19 protein-coding genes and 1 pseudogene are annotated in these 24,384 nt (G+C 60.8%); 9 read left to right on the top strand and 11 right to left on the bottom strand.

What is annotated here, in order from left to right:
- Positions 1 to 7 precede the first annotated feature (7 nt).
- The 3 genes from NLN62_RS12135 (at position 8) to scpA (ending at position 6,308) form a co-directional block, all read left to right on the top strand.
- On the top strand, positions 8 to 2,023 hold the full coding sequence (locus NLN62_RS12135; protein WP_254108931.1) for an acetyl/propionyl/methylcrotonyl-CoA carboxylase subunit alpha: 2,016 nt from the start codon (positions 8 to 10) through the stop codon (positions 2,021 to 2,023).
- A 218-nt stretch (positions 2,024 to 2,241) separates the two neighbouring features.
- Entirely contained in the window at positions 2,242 to 4,107 is a 1,866-nt protein-coding gene (locus NLN62_RS12130) for a methylmalonyl-CoA mutase family protein (RefSeq protein ID WP_254108930.1), read from the top strand.
- A gap of 47 nt (positions 4,108 to 4,154) precedes the next feature.
- Entirely contained in the window at positions 4,155 to 6,308 is a 2,154-nt protein-coding gene (scpA, locus tag NLN62_RS12125) for a methylmalonyl-CoA mutase (protein ID WP_254108929.1), read from the top strand.
- A gap of 138 nt (positions 6,309 to 6,446) precedes the next feature.
- On the opposite strand, the gene NLN62_RS12120 is transcribed toward scpA, so the two are convergent.
- Positions 6,447 to 7,625, bottom strand: a complete 1,179-nt coding sequence (locus NLN62_RS12120; RefSeq protein ID WP_254108928.1) for a cytochrome P450 — start codon at positions 7,623 to 7,625, stop codon at positions 6,447 to 6,449.
- A 14-nt stretch (positions 7,626 to 7,639) separates the two neighbouring features.
- Entirely contained in the window at positions 7,640 to 8,848 is a 1,209-nt protein-coding gene (locus NLN62_RS12115; RefSeq protein ID WP_254108927.1) for an ABC transporter substrate-binding protein, read from the bottom strand.
- A 99-nt stretch (positions 8,849 to 8,947) separates the two neighbouring features.
- Between NLN62_RS12115 and NLN62_RS12110 the strand changes: the two genes are divergently transcribed.
- A complete protein-coding gene (locus NLN62_RS12110; protein WP_254108926.1) occupies positions 8,948 to 9,427 on the top strand; it encodes a MarR family winged helix-turn-helix transcriptional regulator in 480 nt (159 codons plus the stop codon).
- A 217-nt stretch (positions 9,428 to 9,644) separates the two neighbouring features.
- Here the strand turns inward: NLN62_RS12110 and NLN62_RS12105 are convergent, their stop codons facing one another.
- The 7 genes from NLN62_RS12105 to NLN62_RS12075 all read right to left on the bottom strand — a co-directional run bounded on the left by NLN62_RS12105 (position 9,645) and on the right by NLN62_RS12075 (position 18,281).
- Positions 9,645 to 10,850, bottom strand: coding sequence for a diaminopropionate ammonia-lyase (locus NLN62_RS12105; protein WP_254108925.1), 1,206 nt, complete (start codon positions 10,848 to 10,850; stop codon positions 9,645 to 9,647).
- A 170-nt stretch (positions 10,851 to 11,020) separates the two neighbouring features.
- On the bottom strand, positions 11,021 to 12,241 hold the full coding sequence (locus tag NLN62_RS12100) for a Zn-dependent hydrolase (protein ID WP_254108924.1): 1,221 nt from the start codon (positions 12,239 to 12,241) through the stop codon (positions 11,021 to 11,023).
- A 111-nt stretch (positions 12,242 to 12,352) separates the two neighbouring features.
- On the bottom strand, positions 12,353 to 13,153 hold the full coding sequence (locus tag NLN62_RS12095; protein WP_254108923.1) for an amino acid ABC transporter ATP-binding protein: 801 nt from the start codon (positions 13,151 to 13,153) through the stop codon (positions 12,353 to 12,355).
- A 54-nt stretch (positions 13,154 to 13,207) separates the two neighbouring features.
- Positions 13,208 to 14,347 (bottom strand): amino acid ABC transporter permease, encoded by a 1,140-nt coding sequence (locus NLN62_RS12090; RefSeq protein ID WP_254108922.1) that lies wholly within the window; start codon positions 14,345 to 14,347, stop codon positions 13,208 to 13,210.
- Between the two features lie 2 nt (positions 14,348 to 14,349).
- A complete protein-coding gene (locus NLN62_RS12085) occupies positions 14,350 to 15,549 on the bottom strand; it encodes an amino acid ABC transporter permease (protein WP_254108921.1) in 1,200 nt (399 codons plus the stop codon).
- Between the two features lie 111 nt (positions 15,550 to 15,660).
- Positions 15,661 to 16,830: an amino acid ABC transporter substrate-binding protein gene (locus NLN62_RS12080; RefSeq protein ID WP_254108920.1), complete on the bottom strand. Its 1,170-nt coding sequence runs from the start codon at positions 16,828 to 16,830 to the stop codon at positions 15,661 to 15,663.
- 110 nt (positions 16,831 to 16,940) lie between these two features.
- Positions 16,941 to 18,281, bottom strand: coding sequence for a M20/M25/M40 family metallo-hydrolase (locus NLN62_RS12075; protein ID WP_254113459.1), 1,341 nt, complete (start codon positions 18,279 to 18,281; stop codon positions 16,941 to 16,943).
- 115 nt (positions 18,282 to 18,396) lie between these two features.
- On the opposite strand from NLN62_RS12075, the gene NLN62_RS12070 reads away from it, so the two are divergent.
- From NLN62_RS12070 to ggt, 3 genes are all read left to right on the top strand, one after another.
- Entirely contained in the window at positions 18,397 to 18,639 is a 243-nt protein-coding gene (locus NLN62_RS12070; protein ID WP_254108919.1) for a hypothetical protein, read from the top strand.
- A gap of 27 nt (positions 18,640 to 18,666) precedes the next feature.
- On the top strand, positions 18,667 to 19,167 hold the full coding sequence (locus tag NLN62_RS12065) for an Lrp/AsnC family transcriptional regulator (RefSeq protein WP_254108918.1): 501 nt from the start codon (positions 18,667 to 18,669) through the stop codon (positions 19,165 to 19,167).
- Positions 19,168 to 19,564: 397 nt separating this feature from the next.
- The gene (gene ggt, locus NLN62_RS12060) at positions 19,565 to 21,100 is read left to right on the top strand and encodes a gamma-glutamyltransferase (RefSeq protein WP_254108917.1); all 1,536 of its coding nucleotides are present in this window, start codon (positions 19,565 to 19,567) and stop codon (positions 21,098 to 21,100) included.
- A 228-nt stretch (positions 21,101 to 21,328) separates the two neighbouring features.
- On the opposite strand, the pseudogene NLN62_RS12055 reads toward ggt, so the two are convergent.
- A pseudogene (locus tag NLN62_RS12055) lies at positions 21,329 to 21,784 on the bottom strand (ATP-binding cassette domain-containing protein); the annotation flags it as partial.
- A gap of 171 nt (positions 21,785 to 21,955) precedes the next feature.
- Between NLN62_RS12055 and NLN62_RS12050 the strand changes: the two are divergent.
- Positions 21,956 to 22,705, top strand: a complete 750-nt coding sequence (locus NLN62_RS12050) for an SDR family oxidoreductase (protein WP_254108916.1) — start codon at positions 21,956 to 21,958, stop codon at positions 22,703 to 22,705.
- 103 nt (positions 22,706 to 22,808) lie between these two features.
- Positions 22,809 to 23,189 (top strand): DoxX family protein, encoded by a 381-nt coding sequence (locus NLN62_RS12045; RefSeq protein WP_254108915.1) that lies wholly within the window; start codon positions 22,809 to 22,811, stop codon positions 23,187 to 23,189.
- Between the two features lie 292 nt (positions 23,190 to 23,481).
- Here the strand turns inward: NLN62_RS12045 and NLN62_RS12040 are convergent, their stop codons facing one another.
- Entirely contained in the window at positions 23,482 to 24,381 is a 900-nt protein-coding gene (locus NLN62_RS12040) for a LysR family transcriptional regulator (RefSeq protein ID WP_254108914.1), read from the bottom strand.
- Positions 24,382 to 24,384 lie beyond the last annotated feature (3 nt).

Raw genomic sequence — 24,384 nt, 5'->3', positions numbered from 1 at the left:
GATAGCAGTGTTCAAAAAAATTCTGATCGCCAATCGCGGCGAAATCGCTTGCCGGGTCATCAAGACCGCCCGCAAGATGGGAATTCAGACGGTTGCGGTCTATTCCGAGGCCGACCGCGACGCCCTCCATGTCGAGATGGCCGATGAGGCCGTGCTGATCGGGCCGCCTGCCGCGGCCGAGAGCTATCTGGTGATCGAGAAGATCGTCGAGGCCTGCCGCAAGACCGGCGCCGAGGCCGTGCATCCCGGTTACGGCTTCCTGTCCGAGCGCGAGGCGTTTCCGCGCGCGCTGGAAGCCGCTGGCATCGTCTTTATCGGCCCGAACCCGGGCGCGATCGCGGCGATGGGTGACAAGATCGAATCCAAGAAGGCGGCTGCGAAAGCCAAGGTCTCGACCGTGCCGGGCCATCTCGGCGTGATCGAGGACGACAAGCACGCGGTGAAGATCGCCGACGAGATCGGCTACCCCGTGATGATCAAGGCCTCGGCCGGCGGCGGCGGCAAGGGGATGCGCATCGCCCATTCCAAGGCCGAGGTCGCGGAAGGCTTCAACCTCGCCAAGGCCGAGGCGAAAGCCTCGTTCGGCGACGACCGCGTCTTCGTCGAAAAGTTCATCGTCGATCCCCGCCACATCGAGATCCAGGTGCTGGGCGACAAGCACGGCAACGTTATCTATCTCGGCGAGCGCGAATGCTCGATCCAGCGCCGCAACCAGAAGGTCATCGAGGAGGCGCCGTCGCCGCTGCTCGACGAAGCCACCCGCCGCAAGATGGGCGAGCAGGCGGTCGCGCTCGCCAAGGCCGTGAATTACGATTCCGCCGGCACCGTCGAGTTCGTCGCAGGGCAGGACAAGAGCTTCTACTTCCTGGAGATGAACACGCGTCTCCAGGTCGAGCATCCCGTCACCGAGCTCGTCACCGGCGTCGACCTCGTCGAGCAGATGATCCGCGTGGCCGCGGGCGAAAAGCTCGCGCTTACGCAGAAGGACGTCACGCTGACCGGCTGGGCCGTGGAATCGCGCCTTTATGCCGAAGACCCGTTCCGCAACTTCCTGCCTTCGATCGGGCGGCTGGTGAAGTATCGCCCGCCGGCGGAAGTGAGCAAGGACGGCATCACCGTGCGCAACGACACCGGCGTACAGGAAGGTGGCGAGATCTCGATCCATTACGATCCAATGATCGCAAAACTCGTCACGCACGCGCCGTCGCGCGCGGCTGCGATCGAGGCGCAGGCGACTGCGCTGGATTCGTTCTATGTCGATGGCATCCGTCACAACATTCCGTTCCTGTCGGCGCTGATGCATCATCCGCGCTGGCGCGAGGGCAATCTGTCGACCGGCTTCATCGCCGAGGAATTCCCCAAGGGTTTTGCGGTGCGTGTGCCCGAAGGCGAGGTCGCGCGCCGCATCGCCGCGGTTGGCGCTGCCATTGATCACGTGCTCGGTGAGCGCAAGCGGCAGATCTCCGGCCAGATGGGCGGCCGTATCGTGCAGCGCGAGCGCCGCCGTGCGGTCTGGCTCGACCGCCAGGAGATACTGCTCGAGGTCGCGCGCGAGGGTGAGGCGATCGCGGTGCGCTTCGTCGATGCCAAGGGCAAGGCCGGCAATGCGCATCTGCTGCAATCCGCATGGAAGCCGGGTGATCCGGTCTGGCAGGGCACCATCGATGGCCATTTCGTCGCCGTGCAGGCCCGCCCGATCGCCAACGGCATTCGCCTGGCGCATCAGGGCGTCGAGGTGCCGGTCTGTGTCTGGACGGAGGCGGAAGCTGCGTCCGCGCGGCTGATGCCGGTGACGACGGCCTCCGACACCGGCAAGAAGTTGTTGTGCCCGATGCCCGGCCTGATCGTATCGATCGCCGTGACCGAAGGGCAGGAGGTCAAGGCTGGCGAGACGCTGGCCGTGGTCGAAGCCATGAAGATGCAGAACGTGCTGCGGGCGGAGCGGGACGGCACGGTCAAGAAGATCCACGCCAACGCTGGCGCCACGCTTGCAGTGGACGCGCTGATCCTGGAGTTCGGATAGCGCATTCTCTCAACGAGCAACCAACGATCAAGAAAATCGGATGGGAGATCCCAAATGGACGCTACTTCGGTTTCGCAGACGGTCGGCCCAAGAACTGCCGCTCGCGGCGGTCATGAGCTCCTGAAAGAATCGCCAGTTGGTCAATTTTCGCAAGGAGGATTGTCGATGCCGTCCGGACCCGAGCCGCTATTTTGCGCCGATGTGCAAGGGCTCAGGCCGTGACGCCGGACGACCTGCCGCTGGCGGCCGATTTTCCCAAGGCTACTGTCGAAGACTGGCGCAAGCTGGTCGACGGCGTGCTGAAGGGCGCGCCGTTCGAGAAGCTGGTCGGCAAGACCTATGACGGCATCAAGATCGATCCGCTCTATCCGCGGGCCAAGGGCGTTACGCCCGTGGTCGGACGAGCTGCCGCCGCGCCGTGGCAGATCATGCAGCGGATCGACCATCCCGATGCGACGATTGCGAATGCGCAGGCGCTGACCGATCTCGAAAACGGAGCGACGGGGCTCTCCCTGGTGTTCGCTGGCGCCAATGGCGCGCATGGTTTCGGCCTGGAACCTTCGGCCGATATGGTCGCGAAGGTCCTGAAGAACATCCATCTCGACGCCGGCATCGGCATCGAGCTCGAGATCGGACCTCAGTCGCAGATGGCGGCGATACATGTCGCGGAATATGTGAAGAGCAACGGCCTCGATCCCGCCGCCTGCAACATCCACTTCGGGCTCGACCCGCTCGCGGCGGGCGCGGTATGGGGGCATAGCCCTTACACCTGGGACGAGATCGTTCCCGCCGTCACCGGCGCGATCAAGGGCCTCGTCGGGCTCGGCTTCAAGGGACCGTTTGCCTCCGCCGACGGACGCGTGATCCACGATGCCGGCGGCTCCGAGGTGCAGGAGCTCGCCTTCGTGCTCGCCTGCGGAATCGCCTATCTGCGCGCGATCGAGAGCGCCGGCGTTCCGCTCGAGCAGGCGCAAGGCATGGTCTACGCGCGGCTCGCCGCAGACGCCGACCAGTTCCTGACCATGGCCAAATTCCGCGCGCTGCGGCCGCTGTGGGCGCGCATCGAGACGGCGTGCGGGCTGACACCGAAGCCGCTGTTCATTGCCGCCGACACGGCCTGGCGCATGCTGACGCAGCGCGATCCCTACGTGAACATGCTGCGCGCGACCATCGCGACATTCGCGGCGGGCCTTGCCGGCACCAATGCGATCACCGTGCTGCCGCATACACTGGCGCTCGGGCTGCCTGATGCGTTTGCGCGGCGCGTTGCACGCAACACCCAGCTTCTGCTGCTCGAAGAGAGCAACCTCGCCAAGGTCAGCGATCCCGCGGCGGGATCCGGCGGCATCGAGACGCTCACGACGCAGCTCTGCGAGGCCGCCTGGGCGCTGTTTCAAGAGAGCGAGAAGGCCGGCGGCGCCTTTGCCGCACTTCAGCAGGGCCTGTTCCAGGGCAAGGTCGCGGCAACGCGCAAGGCGCGCGAGGCCAACATCGCCAAGCGTCGTGACGTGCTGACCGGTGCCAGCGAGTTTCCGAACCTGCATGAGAGCGAAACGACGGTGCTGAAGGCGGCGCCTGTCGCGCTTCCGCCTTACGGCGAGCAGAAATACAAGTTCGACGCACTGCCGCCGATTCGGCTCGCGCAGCCGTTCGAGGCGCTGCGCGACAAATCGGATGCGGCGTTGAAGGCACGTGGATCGCGGCCAAAAGTGTTCCTCGCCAATCTCGGTACGCCCGCCGATTTCACCGCGCGCGCGACCTTTGCCAAGAGCCTCTTCGAGGCCGGCGGCATTCTGGCTGTCGGTAATGACGGCTTTACCGATCCGGCCGAGCTTGTTGCTGCGTTCAAGGCGTCAGGCGCTACGATTGCCTGCCTCTGTTCCAGTGACAAGGTCTATGCCAACCAGGCGGAAGCTGCAGCTAAGGCGTTACAAGCTGCCGGCGGCCGGCACACCTATCTGGCAGGCCGTCCAGCCGAAGCGGAGACGGCACTGCGTGCGGCCGGCGTCGCCGACTTCATCTTTGCCGGCACCGACGCGCTCGCGATGCTGCAGGACGTCTATCAGCGGACCGAACAGGTATAGAGCAAGATTCTGCGCCTCGTGCGCTCAACGGCGATATGGACGAAACGATGACCCGCATTCCCAATTTCGGTGATGTTGCGTTCGAGAAGGTCGCAAACCCTGCACCCGCGGGTCGCATTGAGCCGTGGTTGACGCCTGAGGGCATCCTGGTGAAGCCGGCTTATGGCGAGGCTGATCTCGCGGGGCTCGATTTCCTCGACACCTATCCCGGCATCGCGCCCTACCTGCGCGGCCCCTACCCGACCATGTATGTCAATCAGCCCTGGACCGTCCGGCAATATGCCGGCTTCTCCACGGCGGAGGATTCCAACGCGTTCTATCGCCGCAATCTCGCCGCCGGACAAAAAGGCCTCTCGGTCGCGTTCGATCTCGCCACCCATCGCGGCTATGACTCGGATCATCCGCGCGTCGGCGGCGACGTCGGCATGGCCGGCGTGGCCATCGATTCCATCTACGACATGCGCACGCTGTTTGCGGGCATTCCGCTCGACCAGATGAGCGTGTCGATGACCATGAACGGCGCGGTGCTGCCGATCCTCGCGCTCTATGTCGCCGCCGCCGGCGAACAGGGCGTAGCGCCGGAAAAGCTGTCGGGCACCATTCAGAACGACATTCTGAAAGAGTTCATGGTGCGCAACACCTACATCTATCCGCCCGCGCCCTCGATGCGGATCATCTCGGACATTTTTGCGTACACCTCGCAAAAAATGCCGAAATATAATTCGACCTCGATCTCCGGCTATCATATGCAGGAGGCCGGCGCGACGCAGGATCTCGAGCTCGCCTATACGCTCGCCGACGGCGTAGAATATCTGCGCGCCGGTCTTGCCGCTGGCCTCGACGTCGATCGCTTCGCACCGCGGCTGTCGTTCTTCTGGGCGATCGGCATGAATTTCTTCATGGAAGTCGCCAAGCTGCGCGCCGCGCGCCTGCTCTGGGCCAAGCTGCTCAAGCCGTTCAACCCGAAAGACCCGCGCTCGCTGTCGCTGCGCACGCATTCGCAGACCTCGGGCTGGTCGCTGACCGCGCAGGACGTGTTCAACAATGTGATGCGCACGACCGTGGAGGCAATGGCGGCCACGCAAGGCCACACCCAGTCGCTGCACACCAACGCGCTCGACGAGGCCTTGGCGTTGCCGACCGATTTCTCGGCGCGCATCGCCCGCAACACCCAGCTGTTTCTGCAGCAGGAGAGCGGCACCACCCGCATCATCGATCCCTGGGGCGGCTCCTACTATGTCGAGCGGCTCACGCGCGACCTCGCAGCGAAAGCCTGGAGCCACATCCAGGAGGTCGAGGAGCTCGGCGGCATGGCCAAGGCGATCGAAGCCGGCGTACCGAAGCTGCGCATCGAGGAAGCTTCCGCCAAGACGCAAGCGCGGATCGATGCCGGCAAGCAGGCGGTGATCGGCGTCAACAAGTACAAGCCGACCGACGAGGCCGCCATCGACATCCTCAAGGTCGACAACACCAACGTCCGGCGCTTGCAGATCGACAAGCTGACGCGGCTGAGATCCGAGCGTAGCCAGAAGGACGTCGATGCGGCACTTGCCGCGATCACGCGTTCCGCCGGCGAAGGCAATGGCAATCTGCTCGCGCTCGCCATTGATGCTGCGCGCGCCAAGGCGACCGTCGGCGAGATTTCGGACGCGATGGAAAAGGTGTTCGGCCGGCACCGCGCCGAGATCAAATCCATCACCGGCGTCTACAAGCGGGAGGCGTCCAGCATGGGCAACCAGGTCGAGAAGGTTCAGGCGCTGATCGACGCGTTCGAGGAGGCGGAGGGCCGCCGCCCGCGCATCCTCGTTGCCAAGATCGGCCAGGACGGCCACGACCGCGGCCAGAAGGTGATTGCGTCGGCCTTCGCCGATATCGGCTTCGACGTCGATATCGGGCCGCTGTTCGCCACCGCCGACGAGGCCGCGCGGCAGGCGGTCGAGAACGACGTCCACATCCTCGGCGTCTCCTCGCTCGCCGCCGCCCATCTCACCGCGGTGCCGGAGCTGAAGGCCGCGCTGAAGAAGCAGGGGCGCGACGACATCATGATCATCGTCGGCGGCGTGGTGCCGCCGCAGGATTACGATGCGCTCTACGCGGCCGGTGCCGAGGCGATCTTCCCGCCCGGCACGGTGATCGCGGAGGCCGCCGAGGAACTGATCCGCAAACTCAATGCCCGGCTCGGGCATAGTGAGGCGGCATAGCGCCCTGGCTTCCAAACCGCTGCCACATTGAGGTTGCGCTTCGATCTATCGGTTCTGAGCAGAAAAAATCTCGCAATTAGCCAAAGGTAGTCGTGACAGTTTGACCGTAAAGCGGGCCAACCGCGCACGTGATACAGCTCACGCCGCCGTCACACGCATCGGCATGCTCTCCAGCCCGCGCAGGGAATTGTTGAGCCTGCGCCTCGGCTCGGCCGTGAGCTCGATGGTCCTCACGCGCCTTGCGAGCTCGCTGAAGATCAATTCGCCTTCTAGACGGGCGATCATCTGGCCGACGCAGGCGTGGATGCCGGCGCCGAAGCCGACATGCCCGGTCGCGGCCCGCTCGACCTCAAAACGGTCGGGCCGCTCCCACCGCGCCGCATCGCGGTTGGCCGAGGCCATGAATAGCAGCACCTTGCGATGGGCGGGGATCACGCCGCCGCCGATCTCGACGTTCCGCGAGGTGGTGCGAAAGAACGTCTGCACCGGTGAATCGTAGCGCAGGCCTTCCTCGAAGGCGTTGCGCGCCAGCTCCGGTCTGTGGTGCAGCTTGCGGTATTCGCCCGGATGGGTGGCGAGCGCGAGCAGGGTATTGCCAATGCCGTTGACGGTGGTGTCGACCCCGGCGGTGAGGAACGGCCGCACCAGATGCGTTGCCTCGTGCTCGGTGATCTCGCCCTCGTCGGCTGCCTGGTAGATCATCATGCCGAGACTATCGGGCCGCAACGCCTCCCGCGCGCAGCATTCCATGATCCAGCTTTGCGCCGCGAGGCCTTCCGTCCGTGAAGCCGCGAAGATCTCGTTCTCCGGGCCGAAGCTGTTGAATACGAAGGTGCTCCAGGCCAGCAGCTTTTCGCGGCCGTCCGGCCGGATGCCGATCGCATCCGGAAACACCTTCATCGGGTAAGCCTCGGCAAGATCGGAGACGGCGTCGAACGAGCCCTTGTCGATCAGCTCCGTGACCTTCTTCTCCGCCTCCTGCTGGAACGTTTCGCGCAGCTTCCTTGCGACGCCCGGAGACAGCGTTCGGCCGAGCACCCGCCGGCCCTTGTCATGGTCGGGCGGATCAATCTGCAGCGTGAGCGGCTTTGGCAGCGCAGGGTTCATCCCATGCAGCCCGACGCCCTCGCTGCTGATAAACGTCTTCCAGTCCTTCAGGGCCGGCTCGACCTCGCCATAGCGGGCCATGGCCCACACGCCGTAACGCTCCAGCTCGAAAGCGGGGCCGAGCGCGCGCAGCGCCTCGTAGGCGGGATAGGGGTCGATCAGGAAGTCGGGTGCAAACGGATCGACCGGACTGGATGTCATGGCGCTCATGGTCCGCTCCGCCTCTATTGCTTGCTGAGCGGGCAGTGGCCTTCGCTCTCTGGGCGAAACGCGTCCTCGCCCTTGATCGTGGCGACGACCTTCAAGAGATCCCAGTTCGAGGTCGACTCCTCGGGCGACTTGACCTGCAATAGATAGAGCGGATGGATCTTGCGTCCGTCCTTGCGGATATAGCCCTTGCCGAACAGCGCATCGTCGGTCGGCATCTCCTTCATCGCGGCGACGACGGCCTTGCCGTCCTTGGCGCCGCCGACCTTGTCGACCGCCTTGAGATAGTGAATGACCGAAGCATAGACGCCGGCCTGCATGTCGTTCGGATAGGCTTTCGAGGGAATGCGCTCGGCGAAACGCTTGGCGAAGGCCCGCGTGCCGTCGTTCATATCCCAGTAGAACGGATTCATGATCTGCGCGCCTTGTGCAAACTTGAGGCCGAGCGCGGGAAGGCCGTTCATGCCCAGGATCAATCCGACCAGCTTGTGGTCCTTGGTCAGCCCGAACTCGGCGGCCTGCTTCATCGACGTGATGGTGTCGTCGCCGGCATTGGCGAAGCCGATGACATTGGCTCCCGACGCCTGGGCCTGGAGCAGGAACGAGGCGTAATCGGCCGTTCCCAGGGGATGCCGCACGCTGCCGAGCACCTCGCCACCGGAGGCCTTTACGGCTTCCGCGGCCTGCTTCTCCAGGTCATGGCCGAAAGCATAGTCGGCGGTGATGAAGAACCACTTCTTGCCGCCCTGCTGCACGATCGCCTTGCCGAGGCCGCGACCGTAGGCATAGGTGTCGTAGGTCCAGTGCACGGTGTTCGGCGTGCACTTCTCGCCGGTGAGGAGCACGGTGCCGGCGCCCGATCCGACGAAGACCTTGTTCTTGTCGGCGCTCATGCCGGCGACGGCGAGCGCGATCGACGAGTTCGGGATGTCGAAGATCGCATCGACGCCATCGTTCTCGTACCAGCGCCGGGCGATCCCGATCCCGATGTCGGTCTTGTTCTGATGATCGGCGGCAACGACCTCGACCGGCTTGCCAGCGGCCTTTCCGCCGAAATCCTCGACGGCCATCTTGGCTGCGACGACCGAGCCGATGCCTTGATAGCTCGCGAACGGGCCCGACTGGTCGTTGAGGATGCCGATCTTCACGGCGTCCTGCGCGAAGGCCGGCATGGCGGTCAGCGTTGCGGCCAAAATGCACAATTTATGCAGGAATTTGCTGTTCATTGTGTCCCTCCCATAGGCGGTCTTGGTGCCGCTGAATAATAGTTATATTTTATAGCTATTTTTGGGAGTGTCAATTCGCCCGGCCTTGGATTGAAAATCATGAGCTCGAAAACCCGGAAACCCGGCGCGAAATCCGCATCGCAGCCGGAAAGTTCGCTGGACCTTCGCGCGCTACGACGCACACCTGGCTTCATGCTGCGCCTCGCGCAGCTGAAGTTCTTCGAAGGCTTCTACGAGGAATTCGCCGCACTGGGCCTCACGCCCGCGACCTATGCGATCTTTGCCGTCATCCGCGATAATCCAGGCGTGCCGCCGAGCAGCCTCGCGACCCTGCTGCGGCTGCGCCTGCCGAACTTGATCAAGATCCTGAACGAGCTGGAATCGTCCGGCTTCATCAGGCGCAATCGCTCGAAGTCCGATCGCCGCGCAATCGAGCTCATGCTGACGCTGAAGGGCACAAGGCTCATCGAGGAGGGGGCAAAGCTGACGGAGCCCTACAACAAGAAGATGCTGGAACCGCTCAGCGAGGCCGAGCAGCGTACGCTGCTGGATCTGCTGAACCGCATCCTGCCGCTTTAGGATAGGTCAGCAAGCTCGAATGTCACGATGCTTTGCCGTCGATACGAGGCCGCCGGGCCCAGGCCTTACGGGGTGGTCCAGGGTTTCGTTTGCAGGCATGTGGCGGCCGTACTCTTCGACGCCCGATGCGACGTCTGACGTTGTGGCCGTTGCGCGCGCTGAAAAGGCCTCCGTTTCCTTCGCGGTAAGTTCCCCATTGAATTGAGCTCTTTGCAGTTCAATGCTTGCTGAGTACTCTTGCCGTCACGTCCTCGGGACGAATGCCCACAAGCTTCCGATAGAGCACCGGATCAGTCGCCCCTTCGGTATTGATCAGGAAGACGGATGAATCTGGGCCGAGCCCGATCTCGGCACGCAGGGCTGGCTCACTCGCCACCTTTGCCAATCCAGCGAGACCGACGCCGCCGCTTTCGCCGGCGACGATCGCCGGGTCGCCGTCGACGGGATACGCGAGATCCTTCATCGTCGCGATCGCCGCGTCGTCCTCAACGGTCATGAAGGCATCTGCGACGCGGGAGAGAATTCGCCAGGCAACCAGGGATGGCTCGTAGCATTCGAGCATCGCCATGACTGTCGGCTTGTCATGCGGAATCTTCACGATGTGGCCGGCCTTGGCACTCTCAAAAAGGCAGGCGGCTCGCGACGGGTCCACCACAGTGAGGAAGGGTCTGTCATTCCCGAAGACGAGTGCAAAATGTGCGGCAACCGCTGCGGCAATTCCGCCGACACCAGCCTGAATAAACACATGGGTCGGAGGTTTTGGTAGTGCGGTAAGCGCCTCACGCAGTAGCGCGGTATAGCCCTGCATGACAAGGTGTGGGATGCGTTCGTAACCAGGCCACGATGTGTCGGACACCACGATCCAGCCCCGCTCGCTTGCGACACGCGATGCCGTCGCAACGGAATCATCGTAGTTGCCCTCAACGTGCTCGATGCGAGCACCATAGCGGGCGATCGCTCGGCATCGCTCCTCACTAACGCCCGCATGGACAAAGATGACGCAGTTTGCCCCAACCAGTTGGGCGCCTTGTGCGACCGACCGGCCGTGGTTGCCGTCGGTGGCACAGGTCACCGTTAGTCCCGCGGCGACTGCGGCCACCTCAGGTGAGCGCCATTCGGAAACGTCGACGGGACGGCCGAGTTGTTTCGACGCCAACTCGAGGACAAGCTGGATGACGGCATAAGCTCCTCCGAGCGCTTTGAAGCTGCCGAGACCTAGGCGGTGCCCCTCGTCCTTGAGGTATATGGACTCGACACCCAAGCGACGCGCAAGAGCCGGAAGGGAAACCAGTGGGGTCGGGGTCGCCCCCTCTCGATGTTGGAGAAAGCGCTCCACCGCTTGAGCCGCCTCAATGCCGAGAGCGTCGGCATCGGAAGGGTCGAGTGCAGAACGATAGTCACTGAGAGTATTGCGAAGCAACATGGCGTCATCTTCCGTTGAGCAAGTTCATCATAGATACCGTCCTCATGTGATCACGGCGCTACAATTTCACCCGGATATCGCAGATTTCCCTCTCGCTCACCCTGTCAAATGAGCGTTTCGCGTCGGCGGCGTTCGATGCGTGCGTCGGGTCAACCGTTGAGCCCTCTTACTCATTGGCTCAGCTTCCTCGCGACGTCGAGAAGGACGTTAGCGCCGGCGATCAGCTCATGATCGGCCGTGAACTCTGCGGGGTTATGACTAATTCCGCCCTTCGATGGTACGAATATCATTGCCGCCGGCGCAACGCGCGCCATCATTTGCGCGTCGTGACCTGCGCCTGACGTCATTCGCCGGCAGAGCAGCTGCCGCTGGCCAGCGGATTCCTCAACGGCGCTCACAATCTCAGGCGCGAATATCACCGGCTCAAAGCGAGCCAAACGCTCGGTCCTTACCTCGTAGCCTTCGGTGACAAGTCCGTCCAGGAACCTCTGAAGCGCCGCCTCCTGAGATCTCAGCCGATCCTCGTCGGGATTCCTCAGGTCGACAGTGAAAATTGCGGCTGACGGAATCACGTTGATCGCGTTCGGTTCGAACCGGATGGTGCCGACCGTCGCCACGGCGTCCTGCGTTCTTCGCGCCAGGTCATCAAGGAAGGTGATAACTCGCCCCGCTGCAACACCGGCATCGCGACGCATCACCATGGGCGTGGTTCCTGCGTGGTTCGCCGTGCCGGCTATTGACACCCTTTGCCACGAAATGCCCTGGAGGTTTTCGACAGCACCGATAGGCAGGCCTTCGGCTTCCAAGACAGGGCCTTGTTCTATGTGAAGTTCGACGTAAGCATGGGGTCGCAGGAATCCCGGTTCTCTGGATCCGGCGTAGCCGATACGGGCAAGCTCCGCACCAAGGGTGGTTCCGTCGGTCCCGATGGCAGAAAGAGCTTCATCGGTAGCGAGTCCTCCGGCGGCGACGAGGCTGCCCATCATGTCAGGAGCGAAGCGTACGCCCTCTTCGTTGGTGTAGGCGACCACGGCGAGAGGCCGGGCCGGTCGAAGGCTCGCTTGTTGCATTGCTTCGATCACTGCCAAGCCGGCCAGCACGCCAAAGCAGCCATCGTAGATGCCGGCGTCGATGACCGTATCGATATGGGATCCCATCACGACCGGCTCACCTGAAGCATCTTTCGGCTCCCAGATGCCATAGATGTTACCAATGCGGTCGACGTCGATCCGCAAGCCCGCCTGCTTCAACCATTCACAAAGAAGGTCTCGCCCCTCGCGATCAGCGTCGGTGCCGGCAACACGGCAGAGGCGACCGGCTTCGTCTCGGCCGATCGCGCCCAGTTCTTTGATACGCTCGATCAGGCGAGCTGCGTCAATCGCAATAGTCATTTCCACCTTTCCATGGAGGCCGCCTTCAGGCTGGTTTGTCAGCTGCTGCGCCCCGTTTTGATAATCAGATGATCCGATCGTTCGTCATGTCTCGAGTTGCACGACAGAAGGTCAATGCTCTCTGAGAACTTGCCCCAAGAACAGCTTCAGGCGATCCGTCCTCGGCTGACCGAATACGGAATGCGGGCTGCCCGACTCGACGATTTGCCCGTGGTCCATGAACACGACGCGATCGGCGACTTCGCGAGCAAATCCCATCTCATGGGTGACGCAGATCATCGTCATGCCATCCCGGGCGAGCGAAACCATCGTATCGAGCACCTCTTTGACCATCTCGGGATCGAGAGCCGACGTTGGTTCGTCGAACAGCATGATCTTAGGCTTCATGCATAGGGCGCGGGCGATGGCGACGCGCTGTTGCTGTCCGCCCGAAAGTTGTCCCGGGAACTTATTGGCTTGATCGGGAATGCGGACGCGCTCCAGGTAGGCTCTAGCTTGCGCATCAGCCTCTGCACGAGCGATGCCGCGCACGAGCATAGGTGCAAGCGTGCAGTTTTCGAGAACTGTTAGGTGCGGGAACAGATTGAAGCTTTGGAATACCATCCCGACTTCCCGTCGAATGGCGTCCAGATGAGCCAGATCATTGTCGACCTGTATGCCGTCCACGAAGATCTTGCCCTGCTGATGTTCCTCGAGATTGTTGATACAGCGGATAAGCGTGGACTTGCCCGAGCCCGACGGCCCGCAGATCACGACCCGTTCGCCGGCTGCCACATCGAGATCGACGTCGCGAAGTACGTGCAAGCTACCGTACCACTTGTTGACCTTCTGTATCGAAACGGCCGTCGCCCTTGCTGGCGAACTAGTCTCGATGATCGCTGGCTCGATCACTTTAAATCCCTTTCGAGTCATCTGGAGTCTCTCGCAGGAGGGGCGGTTCAAGAACTCGCCCGGGGTGATTAATGACTAGCGGTGTCTATGCATGTTGAGGCCGATTTCCAGCCATTGGCTGTATCGCGACATTGCGAAGCAGAAGGCGAAGTAGATCAGGCCTGCAAAGATGTAGGTTTCCAACCCGAATCCTTGCCAGGCTGGCTCGGCGACGGCGACCTGCGCCGAGTGCAGAAGGTCGTATAGACCGATGACCAGAACCAGCGAGGTGTCCTTAAAGAACCCGATGAAGTTGTTTACGAGCGGTGGAATGACGGTCCGCAAGGCCTGCGGAAGCACGATCCGTCTTGAAGTCTGCCAATAGGAAAGCCCCAACACGTACGCAGCCTCGTACTGTCCCTTCGGAAGCGCTTGTAGGCCGCCGCGCACGACTTCCGCGAGATACGCGGCAAAGAACAGGATGATGGCGATCTGGGCTCGAAGTAATTTGTCGAGATTGACGCCTTCGGGCATCAACAGCGGAAACATGACGCTGGCCATGAAAAGGAGGGTAATCAGGGGGACGCCGCGAATGACTTCGACATAGGCCACGCAGAGCCATTTAATGAACGGAAGGTCCGAACGTCGGCCGAGCGCTACGAGGACTGACAACGGAAACGCGATCGCCACCCCGATGGTCGCAATGATAAGAGTGAGTGCCAGGCCGCCCCAGTTCACCTGGGAAACGAATGTGAGCCCGAAAATGCCGCCCCACATGAGAAGCCCAATCAGGAGGAGCGTAAGCACCCACACTGCTGCGAGTTCGATGCGCCAGAACCGCTTCATTGCTGAAACGACGAACAATCCAACGAAGAGCGCAATAACGACCGTTGGTCGCCATTGCTGCTCGAACGGATATATGCCGAAAAGGATGAAGCGGTACTTCTCCCCGATGATTGCCCAGCAAGCCCCACTTCCTAGCGCTCTACAGCTATCCGTGATGGGACCCTGTGGACCGGATGGAACCTGCCAGATGGCATTCACGAAAGCCCATTGGAACAGCGAGAGGCCTGCCTTCGTCATGACCGCGAGTAAGATCAATGTCATGAGCGAGGAAAGCCAGGAGTAGAAGAGATTCTCCCGCGCCCAAGCGAAGAACCCGCCACCGATCAATTCCGGGCGTTCGCGTGCTTCAATGAGGGTCGGATTGATCATGTGTTCAACGAAAGCGGCCATAATCAGCGCTCCACCAGGGCCACGCGGGCGTTGTAGATGTTCATCAGAAGACTGATCGAAAGACTGATCGTCAAATAGACCGCCATGATGATGCCCACGAGCTCGATGGACTGACCCGTTTGATTCATCGAGGTCGTCGCGACGGACACAATGTCCTGGTAACCGATCGCGACGGCGAGGGAGGAGCCTTTGGTCACATTTAGATATTGGCTGGTCAACGGAGGCACGATGACGCGCAACGCCTGCGGAAATACGATCCACGTCAGAATGTTTTTCGGATGGAGCCCGAGGGCGCGCGCCGCTTCGTGCTGACCACGACCCACCGATTCGAGGCCCGATCGAACAATTTCGGCGATGAAGGCGGCATTGTAGACGATGAGACCTACAAGAAGTGCGAAGAATTCGGGAGATACGGTGACGCCGCCGCGAATGTTGAAACCCTTCGGCTGCGGCATGTCGATGTCTACGGATGCGCCGAGCGCGAATGCTACGACAAGGGGGACGACGACCAGAAGGAGCGTGGCTGCGGGCCAGAGCGACCTTGCGCGGCCGTCCTCCAATTGCCTGCGCGACGCTCTCTTCGCGTAAAGCGTCGTTGCCACCAGGCCAAGCGCAAAGGCGAGCAGCGTCCAACTATGCGCGGTTTGCCAATCGAGAACGGGGAAGCTCAATCCACGATTCGACAGGAAAACACCGGCGACGGGATTGAGAGCTTGCCGCACCGGCGGCAATTTCTGGAGGATCGTGTACCAAAGAAAGAGCTGTAGCAGGAGCGGGACGTCTCGGAATAAATCGACGTAGATGGAAGTAAGCTTGGCGAGCAGCCAATTCTTCGAGGTGCGCGCGATGCCGATGGCGGTGCCGAGAATGGTCCCAAGAATGATAGCCCAGGACGCGACCCACAGCGTATTCAGCGTCCCTATGAGAAGTGCGCGGAAATAGCTGTCTGCCGGCGTGTAAGAGATCAAGTGTTCCGCAATCGGCAGGCCCGCTTCACGAGTAAGGAAGCCGAAGCCCGAGGAGATGTTGCGCGCTGCGAGATTGTGATGGAGGTTGCCTGCGAGCCAGAAGACGCTTCCAAACAAGGCGAGCGCCGCGAGCGCTTGCCAACCAAATCTACGAACGGCGACGTTTGAAACAAACGAGCCCAGCATTGTTGCCCGACGATTGTGCGTCTGTATGCCGTTGTTGAGTGCCGTCATGTCGCTCTGCCACGAATTGCAAGAAGTGGGTCAAGTTGAGGGGACATCTCCCCAGGAGAAGGCGAGAGGATCGCCGGAAGGCCTTCTTCTCGCCGCCGCTCGCGAGCGGTATCAACGCATCGGGGGAGCGTATTGAAGGCCACCATCCTTCGCGAGGCGGTTTACGCCGCGCTGAATTCCCAGGTTGGCGATGGTGCGGTCCCACAACTCGGCGGTATTGCCGACGGCCTTGACCACATTGGCGGCCCATTGTGGATCCAGGCCTAGGGCGGCGCCCAGATCGCCGGTCTCGCCCATGAAGCGTTGATTTTGCGGATCGCGCGTCTTCCGGAAGGTGTCGATATTGCTTTTGGCGATACCGAGCTCCTCGGCGGTCAGCATGGCAATGTAAGTCCAGCGAACGATGTCGAAGAAGCGCTGGTCGCCCTTGCGCACGAAGGCTCCCAGCGGTTCCTTTGAAATGATCTCGGGAAGAAGAATGTATTCGTCGCCGGCCGGTCCCATTGTAAGTTTCAGGGAGCCGAGTTGCGAGGCATCATTTGTATAGGCGTCACATCGGTTGCTTGCCAACGCATCGCGAACCTGTTCGATCTTTTCGATGACGACAGGCTTCAATCCGAGATTGTGGGCGCGGAAGAAGTCGACCATGTTGGCTTCGCTTGTCGTGCCCTGCGTCACGCAGACGGTCGCGCCGTCGAGCTCCAGCGCGCTTTTTACGCCGAGGCTCTTCTTTGCCATGAACCCCTGGCCGTCATAGAAATAGACCGAGGCGACGTCGAGACCCAGGCTGGCTTCGCGAGTGAGCGTCCAGGTGGTGAAGCGAGCCAGCATGTCGACTTCGCCGGATTGGAGTGCAGGAAAGCGCGTCAAGCTGGTGAGGGACGCGAAGCGAATCTTTTCCGCATCACCGAAGATCGCGGCTGCGACCGAGCGGCAGATGTCCGCATCCAGCCCTTGCATCACGCCCTTGCTGTCCGGGAAGCTGAAGCCGGGTCGATCGCCTGCGACTCCGCAGATGAGGTATCCGCGAGCCTTAATGGCTCCGAGGGTGTCGACCTTGTCTGAAGTGGAGGCGCCCTGTCCGCTCTGGGTTTGCGCCTGAGCGCTAAGCGGAGCGATTGCCATCGCAGCGACCAGGACTGCGGCACCAAGCGCGACCGCCAGCTTTGAATGCGGCCTGCCAGCGCGCGTGTGAGAGTTTCCTAATGTCTCCATAGTCGATCCTTCCTGCTTAGATGATGCTTTGCTTTTATTGTCTTGGGTGACGCCTTGCGGCGTCACCGTTTGTTCTACGAGGCTTGGCGAGGACCGGCTGGCGTCAGGCAGTCGCCGACGCTATGGGGGGCGCCCGTCTGGCAACAGAGCCTCGCCGAGGTCCCAGGACAGTCCGGTCATGATCTGCATTCCTTCCTCCGGGACGCTGACGAGCATGTGCTCGTCCGGTGCGTGCTGGGAGTAGGAGGGGTAAGAGTGCGGGATCCAGGGTGTCGGCATGCCGATGATCTCGGAAAAGACCTCGTTTGGCAGCGATCCACCAAAGTTGGGCAACAAAGATGCTTCGCGACCGAGCGTCGCTTCCATCGACGAGAGGGCGAACTGAACCCAGCCGTTGTCGAGGTTGTCCGGGTCGCAAGATAGTAGTCTTCCTTGATTTCCTCGAATTTCACGTCGGAGAACCCTCGCGCATCCAGATGAGCGCGCAACGCGGGAAGCACTTTCTCCGGATCGACGCCAACGACGTAGCGCAGTTGACATGTTGCTTGAGCGGTCCCCGGTACGGCGTTGACGGGGGCATCAGGCCGGCCGCAGAGGAAGGCTAGGATCTCGAAATTGCACCAGCCATAGACCTGTTCCGCGCCCGCCAAGTCGGGCTCACCCCAGTTGTCGTCAATCGCCGGGTCATCGGGGCCTGTTTCGAGGACGACTTTTTTTAGGGCCGCGCGGACCTCGGGTGGCATACGCTCCGGAGTCCATTCCGGGATCGCGATGCGGCCGGTTGGATCGGTAATGGTGGCGATCGCATGGGCAAGCCTAATGCCGGGATTGACGAGCAGGCCGCCCCAGTTTCCGGAATGATATGCTCCTTCGCAGGTCTCGCAGGTCAGACGAAAGCCAACGCTGCCTCGACCGCCGAGAAACAGAGTGGGCGCGCCTGCGGCCAAACGGGGGCCATCGGAAGCGATGAGACAGTCCGACCTGAGCAGATCGCGATGCTGCCTCGCGAGTTCGACCAACCCGAGCGAGCCGGTCTCTTCGCCCATCTCGATAAGCACTTTCGTGTTGAAGCCCAGTCGGCCGCGTCTATCCAGCACGATGCGCAAGGCAGCAAGATTGATTGAGTGCTGACCCTTGTTGTCCGCAGTACCTCGGCCGTAGACGCGTCCTCCGGCTTCATCCAGTACCCAGGGATCGCGGCCGTCCTTCCAATCGCCACTCATGCCCCACAGCACATCGCCGTGGCCGTAGATCAGGATGGTCGGGCGACCCGGATCCTCGATCCGCTCGGCATACATCGCCGGTAGACGCTGCTCGACCGGGTTTTCGAGGAGCTGGCATGTAAATCCCATCCGCTCCAGGAGCGGACGCATTTCCTCGTTCAGGTAGCGCAAGTGGTCGTGGCGGCTGTCCTCTCGAGGGCTTTCGCTGCGGATGGCAATGCGAGGGGCCATGTCGGCCGAGAATTCGCCATCTAGGACATAGCTTCGCGCGGCGGCGATCGCAGCTTCCCTCATGGTCTGGGCAACGTTGGACATCAGAACTCCGGAAAGGAAATATCGCCCACTGCGAACTCAGGCCGCCGCCTCCTGTGCCGCGGTTCTTGTGCCCATGGAATGTGCATAACCGGGCATGATCAATATTGCGGCGTCGCCGAGGTGTGCGCTCGGATTCAAGCTGCTGAATGCAATCTTCCCTCGTTTTCTCGGCATTGGCCGAACGAATTGTGGTGGTTCACTCGAAACCGCCCGGAGCGCCATTTCGGGGGAGCGCCGCGAGCTCGGGTCGGGGTTGTCGACGAAAGGAGAGCGGCGAGATGCGGGGAAGCTCGTCGAAAAGATATTGCGCGCGGGCTCAAAAAAGCTTTTAGCTTGAGAGGCTTACTGGACGATGGAGGCGTTGATGCCGAAGAAGCTCGGGGTGGATGACCTCGATCAATATGATCTAGCAATCCTCGAAATTCTTCAGCGCGACAACACGACTCCGCAACGCACTGTCGGAGACATGGTCAACCTGTCCGCTGCGGCCGTTCAGCGCCGGATCAGCAGGCTTCAGAAGGGGGGCGTCATTGAAAGCAACGTCGCTATCCTCGATCCGGAGACCGTGGGTTTGCCGATCACAATCCTCGTGGAAGTCCACATCGAGAGCGAGCGTCTTGATCTACTCGAGGCCGCCAAGAAAGCGTTCATTGCCACCCCGGAAGTCCAGCAATGCTACTACATTACTGGCGACATGGATTTCGTGTTGGTGATCACCATTGCTTCGATGCGAGATTACGAAGAGCTTACCAAGCGTTTGTTTTTCGAGAATCACAACGTCAAACATTTCAAGACGATGGTGGTCATGGATCGGGTCAAAGCGTCGATGCGCCTGAAGTTGCCCACGGAGAAAGCGAATAAATAGGTCGCGCGCTTCGATCAATCGTCTAACGCCATCGACGAAGTTTCCGCACCCGTCTCCCTGACAGAACGGCATCTCGCAAGGCGGCTTTGTGACTTGTGGCCCCAACCTGCAACATTCTTGCAAAATGGAAGAGCATTTAGACGCGTTTCTCGACGTCAAACGCAATAATGATAGGGCCCAAGCTCAGTTTTCTACCTGCGTTCGATTGCCTATCTCCCAAACTTGCCGGGGCTCTTGCCCCGGCGCTTTTCTTAACCCGCGGCTGCGCGAGATCATTCGAATCGGAGCTGAGATCCGAAGGAGTGAGATCGGCAAAATTGCGAATCGTACGGGTGCCGGTACTGAAATGAGAGATTTCCAATCGCCAGGACGTTCCGAAGCATTCGGCGTCAACGGAATGGCCGCGACCACGCACCCGTTGGCCACGCTGGCCGCAATCGACGTGCTCCGCGAAGGCGGAAACGCCATAGATGCAGCCGTGACGGCCGGAGCGATGCTTGCCGTCGTTGAGCCAAGCCAGACCGGCGTGGGTGGAGACTGCTTCGTTCTGCTGAAGCGGGAAGGGCAGCCGGTCATAGCTCTCAACGGATCCGGAGCCGCGCCATCAGCCGCGAGTGTCGAACGGCTCGCAGAAGCCGGCATGACGACACTCGACCCGGAGAGTGCGCACGCAGTTACTGTTCCAGGTGCCGTACGGACATGGGCTCGCCTGGCAGAAGATCACGGAACACTTAATCTCGCGCGCCTACTCGCCCCTGCCATCGCCGCTGCGGAAAATGGCTATCCCGTCACTGAGCGGCTCGCGCGGGACTGGGCGAGGCACGTGCCGAAGCTCTCTCGTCTGGCCGCTACGACTTCGATCTTTCTTCCCCGTCGCGAAGCGCCGGCTCCCGGCGATTTGCACAGGCAGCCAATGTTGGCCCGCACCCTTCGGGATGTCGCCAGACAAGGGGCGGATGTGTTTTACGAGGGATGGATTGCCGAAAGCATCGTAAAGGCGCTGCGCTCGCTCGGTGGTTTTCACACCGTCGAGGATTTCGCAGCGTTCCGGCCGCGATACGAGACGCCAATATCAGCATCTTACCGTGGTTTTGAACTGTGGGAATGTCCCCCGAACGGCTCGGGCGTTGCCGCTCTGGCCATGGCAAGTCTGCTCGACCGTTACAATGTCGCCGACTTTGCTCCGATATCGGTGGAGCGCTATCATCTCCTGGCCGAGATCGCCCGGATTGGCTATGCGGAGCGCGACATCTTCGTCGGCGACCCCGATACCGGGCATGTGCCGGTCGAGCGCATGACCTCGTCAACCCGTGCCGACATCCTCGCTCGCCAGATATCATTGAACAGACGGCTGAGCGACATCACGCCGATCTCAATGCCGGAACACAAGGATACGGTGTTCCTGTCTGTCGTCGACAAGGATCGCACCGCAGTGTCATTTATCAACTCCATCTTCGACGATTTCGGCAGTGGCATCGTGGCACCCGAATGTGGGGTCCTGCTGCATAACCGCGGCTTCGGCTTTGTGCTCGATCCCGGCCATCCCAATATGTTTGCTGGCGGCAAGCGACCAATGCACACAATCCTGCCTGCGATGCTGACGCGGGACGGCGAATGGGTGCTGTCGTTCGGTGTGACAGGCGGGCATTTCCAGCCGATTGGACAAATCCAACTTCTGTCGAACCTACTCGATCACGAAATGTCGGTGCAGGAGGCGATCGATCAGCCCCGCATCTTCGCGCGTGGAGACCAGCTGGACGTTGAAGCGACCGTTCCGGGTAATATCGTCGAGGGCCTTCGCGCCTTAGGGCACCTCCCGACGCGAGCGGCAAATCCACTCGGAACAGCCCAAGCGGTATGGATCGACCGCAAACGTGGACTTCTCAGAGGTGGGGCCGATCCCCGTCGGGATGGCATCGCCCTCGGCTACTGAGACCAGATGTTTTCCACTGCGGTTCAAGCGGGGGGATGCAACCGCCATGCGATGTTCGAGTTGCTGCTCCGACAGGGAGACTGCGCCGAAGTTTGGCATGGCGCCGACCATGCGCCACTTTTTGAGCTCGCGGGGAAATTCAGTCGTGTTCGTTTGATGCGAACTTCTAAGCATGCAAGCCGCATTCGACGGGATGCATAGAGCAGGGGGGCAATCGGTTTCGTTCCCCCTGATCAGATGACTCTCCGATGCTTCTCGGGAATGTCTTGCCGGTGGTTCATGTCCAATCGGTCGTCATCAGCGATGTGCCGCCGGATCCTGCGCCGCGCAGGGTCCAGCACGGGTACCGCCGCCGTCAGCCTTTCGCGTAGACATGTTGCGGTTCTTCGAACACGGCCGCGCGCGGCCCGATTTCAGCGATCTCACCCGCTCCACGACGGCCATGTCGTGCGAGATGACGAGGAAAGCCGGGCTCTGCTGCAAATGGAGCAACAGGTTGCAGACCTGCGCCTTGATCGAAACGTCGAGTGTCGGCACCGTTTCATCGGCAACGATGACTTTCGGGTCCAGTATGAGCGCTTGGGCGATCGCGATCCGCCGGAGTTGCCCGCCGCAGAATTCATGAGGAAGCCGCCGCATCATATCTAGCGACAGCCCGACCTTTTCCATCAGGACCGCGGCCTTCACTCCTTGGGTTGGTCTACGCCATCCATTTTTGTATGTCGGCATAGGAAGTTGGGAGATTGCTATTCTGCTTGTCCAAGGCAAAAGGAGCGCCTGAACGAGAAAAACAAATCAAGCTCCACAAACGCGCGGTTCACATCGTGCGCGCCAAAGGACGATAGGAGATAAAATATGGGTAAACTAGACGGTAAGGTCGCTGTCATCACCGGCGGCAGTGACGGAATGGGACTGGCGACAGCCAAGCTGTTCGCACGCGAGGGTGCGAAGGTCATCATCACCGGGCGCGATCAGGCGAGGCTCGATGCCGCGGCGCAGAGCATCGGAAACGGCGCCGACGCGATCGGCTGCGATATTTCGAAGATGGCGGACATTGAAGCACTGAGTGCGTTTGTCGAGAGAAAGCTCGGCCGCGTCGACATCATCTTCGCGAACGCAGGTGCGGCGCGACCGAACATGTTTGAATACATGTCGGAGGAAGAATTCGATTTCACGGTCGCCTGCACCTTCAAGGGGACCTTCTTCACGGTCCAGAAGCTCCTGCCGCTCATGACATCCGGTGGCTCGATCGTTCTCAACACCACGACCCTGACCACCAAGGGCATGCCCTATGTCAGCGTCTATTCGGCGGGCAAAGCCGCCATTCGCTCGCTGGCGCGCTCGCTCACGGTGGAACTCATCGACAAGGGCATACGAGTGAACGCCATGGCGCCCGGCTACATCGACACTGACCAGGCGCGCAAATCGGGTGTGAGCGAGGAGATGATCCAGCAGACCAAGACCCAAGTGCATGCTCAAATTCCGATGCACCGCAGCGGCACCGTCGATGAGATCGCAAAGGCCGTCCTGTTCCTGGCCTCCGATGACTCGTCCTATCTGACAGGCAGCGAACTTTGCGTCGACGGCGGCTGGAACCAAATCTGATAGTTCCTGAGACCAAGCATGACAAGGTCATTCGCTCCATTCGAGGCGGATGACCTTGCGGAATGGATTTGACCATCGCTCAATAGAATAGGCGTGTGATCGTATGTCTGAAGACTCTGTGCTGAAACCCGGGAAAATCAGTCTTTGGGTTCTGCGTGGCCTCATGGCCTTTGTTTTCATTGCTACCGGTGCGATGAAGCTGATGGCAACGCCCATGATGATTGAAGATTTCAACTATCTGGGCCTGGGCCTCTGGTTTATGTATTTCACCGGGGCTTTGGAGGTTGTCGGTGGAGTTGGTGTTCTAGTGCCACGTTTCTCTCCGTGGGCCGCGCTATTGCTGCTGGTGCCGATCGATATTGCAGCCTTCGTCCTGCAGTTGACGGTCTTTCATCACGACTGGATTCATCCGATCGTCTTCGGCTTGATCCTGTTTGGGATCATATACCTTCAAAAGAGCGCTCTCCGCTCGAAAGCGAGCTGATCGATCCTTCCACCCCTCGAAGCGATGACCGAACGTGTGTCGCTCGAAGTCTGCATCCCCCTTACAGATCGTCTCACTGCAGGGGCAGTGCGCGGTCGCGTGATCGTGCCAATTTCCAACGAGCAATAACTTAGGAATTCATGACCTAAGCCCTTGCGGTCGGTCGATTCCCTGTCCCCGATGTCGCCGACATGCCCGAGGACAGAGACCTGGTCAGGCGCGAGATTGATCGGTGGACTCCCATCATCAAAAGAGCGGGCGTTCAAGTCGAATAGCCGCTACGCCGCTCTGACTATCGCTTACGTTTGCGGGGCGTGTAGCGGGGCGCCGTTACGAATGATCTGAATGCGTCAGCGACCGCGCGAACGGTAGGGGCATCAATCGTCCCACGACGAGCCAGAATCCCGATTCGTCTATGAACTGGCGGATCGAAAGAAATCGACTTTAGGGCGTCGAGGTCCGGAGAAAACAGGCCGACGGGAATAATGGTCACGCCGAGTTTGAGCCTTACAATGCTTATCATTGTCTCGATGGAGTCGAACTCCATGAAGTCGTTCACCAGAATGCGACGTGCACGCAACGTCGAATCGATTACTCGTCCAACTCCCATCGCAGGATTGAAGCGAACGAATGGATATGTTCGCAGCAGTTCCCCGATCGAACCGCGGGCCAGATCCTTGTGAATGACAACCTTAAGCTCTTCTTCCGATATTTGCTCAAAGGCGATCGACGGATCCAAGCGTTCCAGCTCCGTAACGATCGCAACATCCAAGCGCTTTTCCTCAACCTTAAAGGCAAGCTCGGGAGACAGGCCGCTTTGAACTTGAATTCTCAAGCTCGCATGCTCGTTCCGCAGTTTTGATAGCGTTTGAGGAAGAAGGTGCGTCGCAACGGAGGGAATAACACCCAGCCGCAACGAACCCGTAAGGCCCGTCGAAGGAGTTGATGCAAGTAGCCGAAGGGCATCGTAGCGTTCGATAATCTGTCTGGCTTCGTCGACAAGGCGCCATCCGTTGCTATTGAGAACCGGCGGTCTGATGGTCCGGTCAAAGAGCCTGGCTCTCATGTCGACTTCCAAGGCTTTCATCTGCATGCTGACCGCCGACTGGGTCATGTAGAGCCGCTGGGCGGCCGCGTTAAAGCTGCCGCCGTCTGCAATGGCCACGAGTGTACGAAGCTGTCTGATGCTCATGAC

Origin of the sequence: Bradyrhizobium sp. CCGUVB23 (assembly GCF_024199885.1) — a bacterium.
Taxonomy (GTDB): Bacteria; Pseudomonadota; Alphaproteobacteria; order Rhizobiales; family Xanthobacteraceae; genus Bradyrhizobium.
This window is presented reverse-complemented; position numbering and strand designations above follow the sequence as displayed.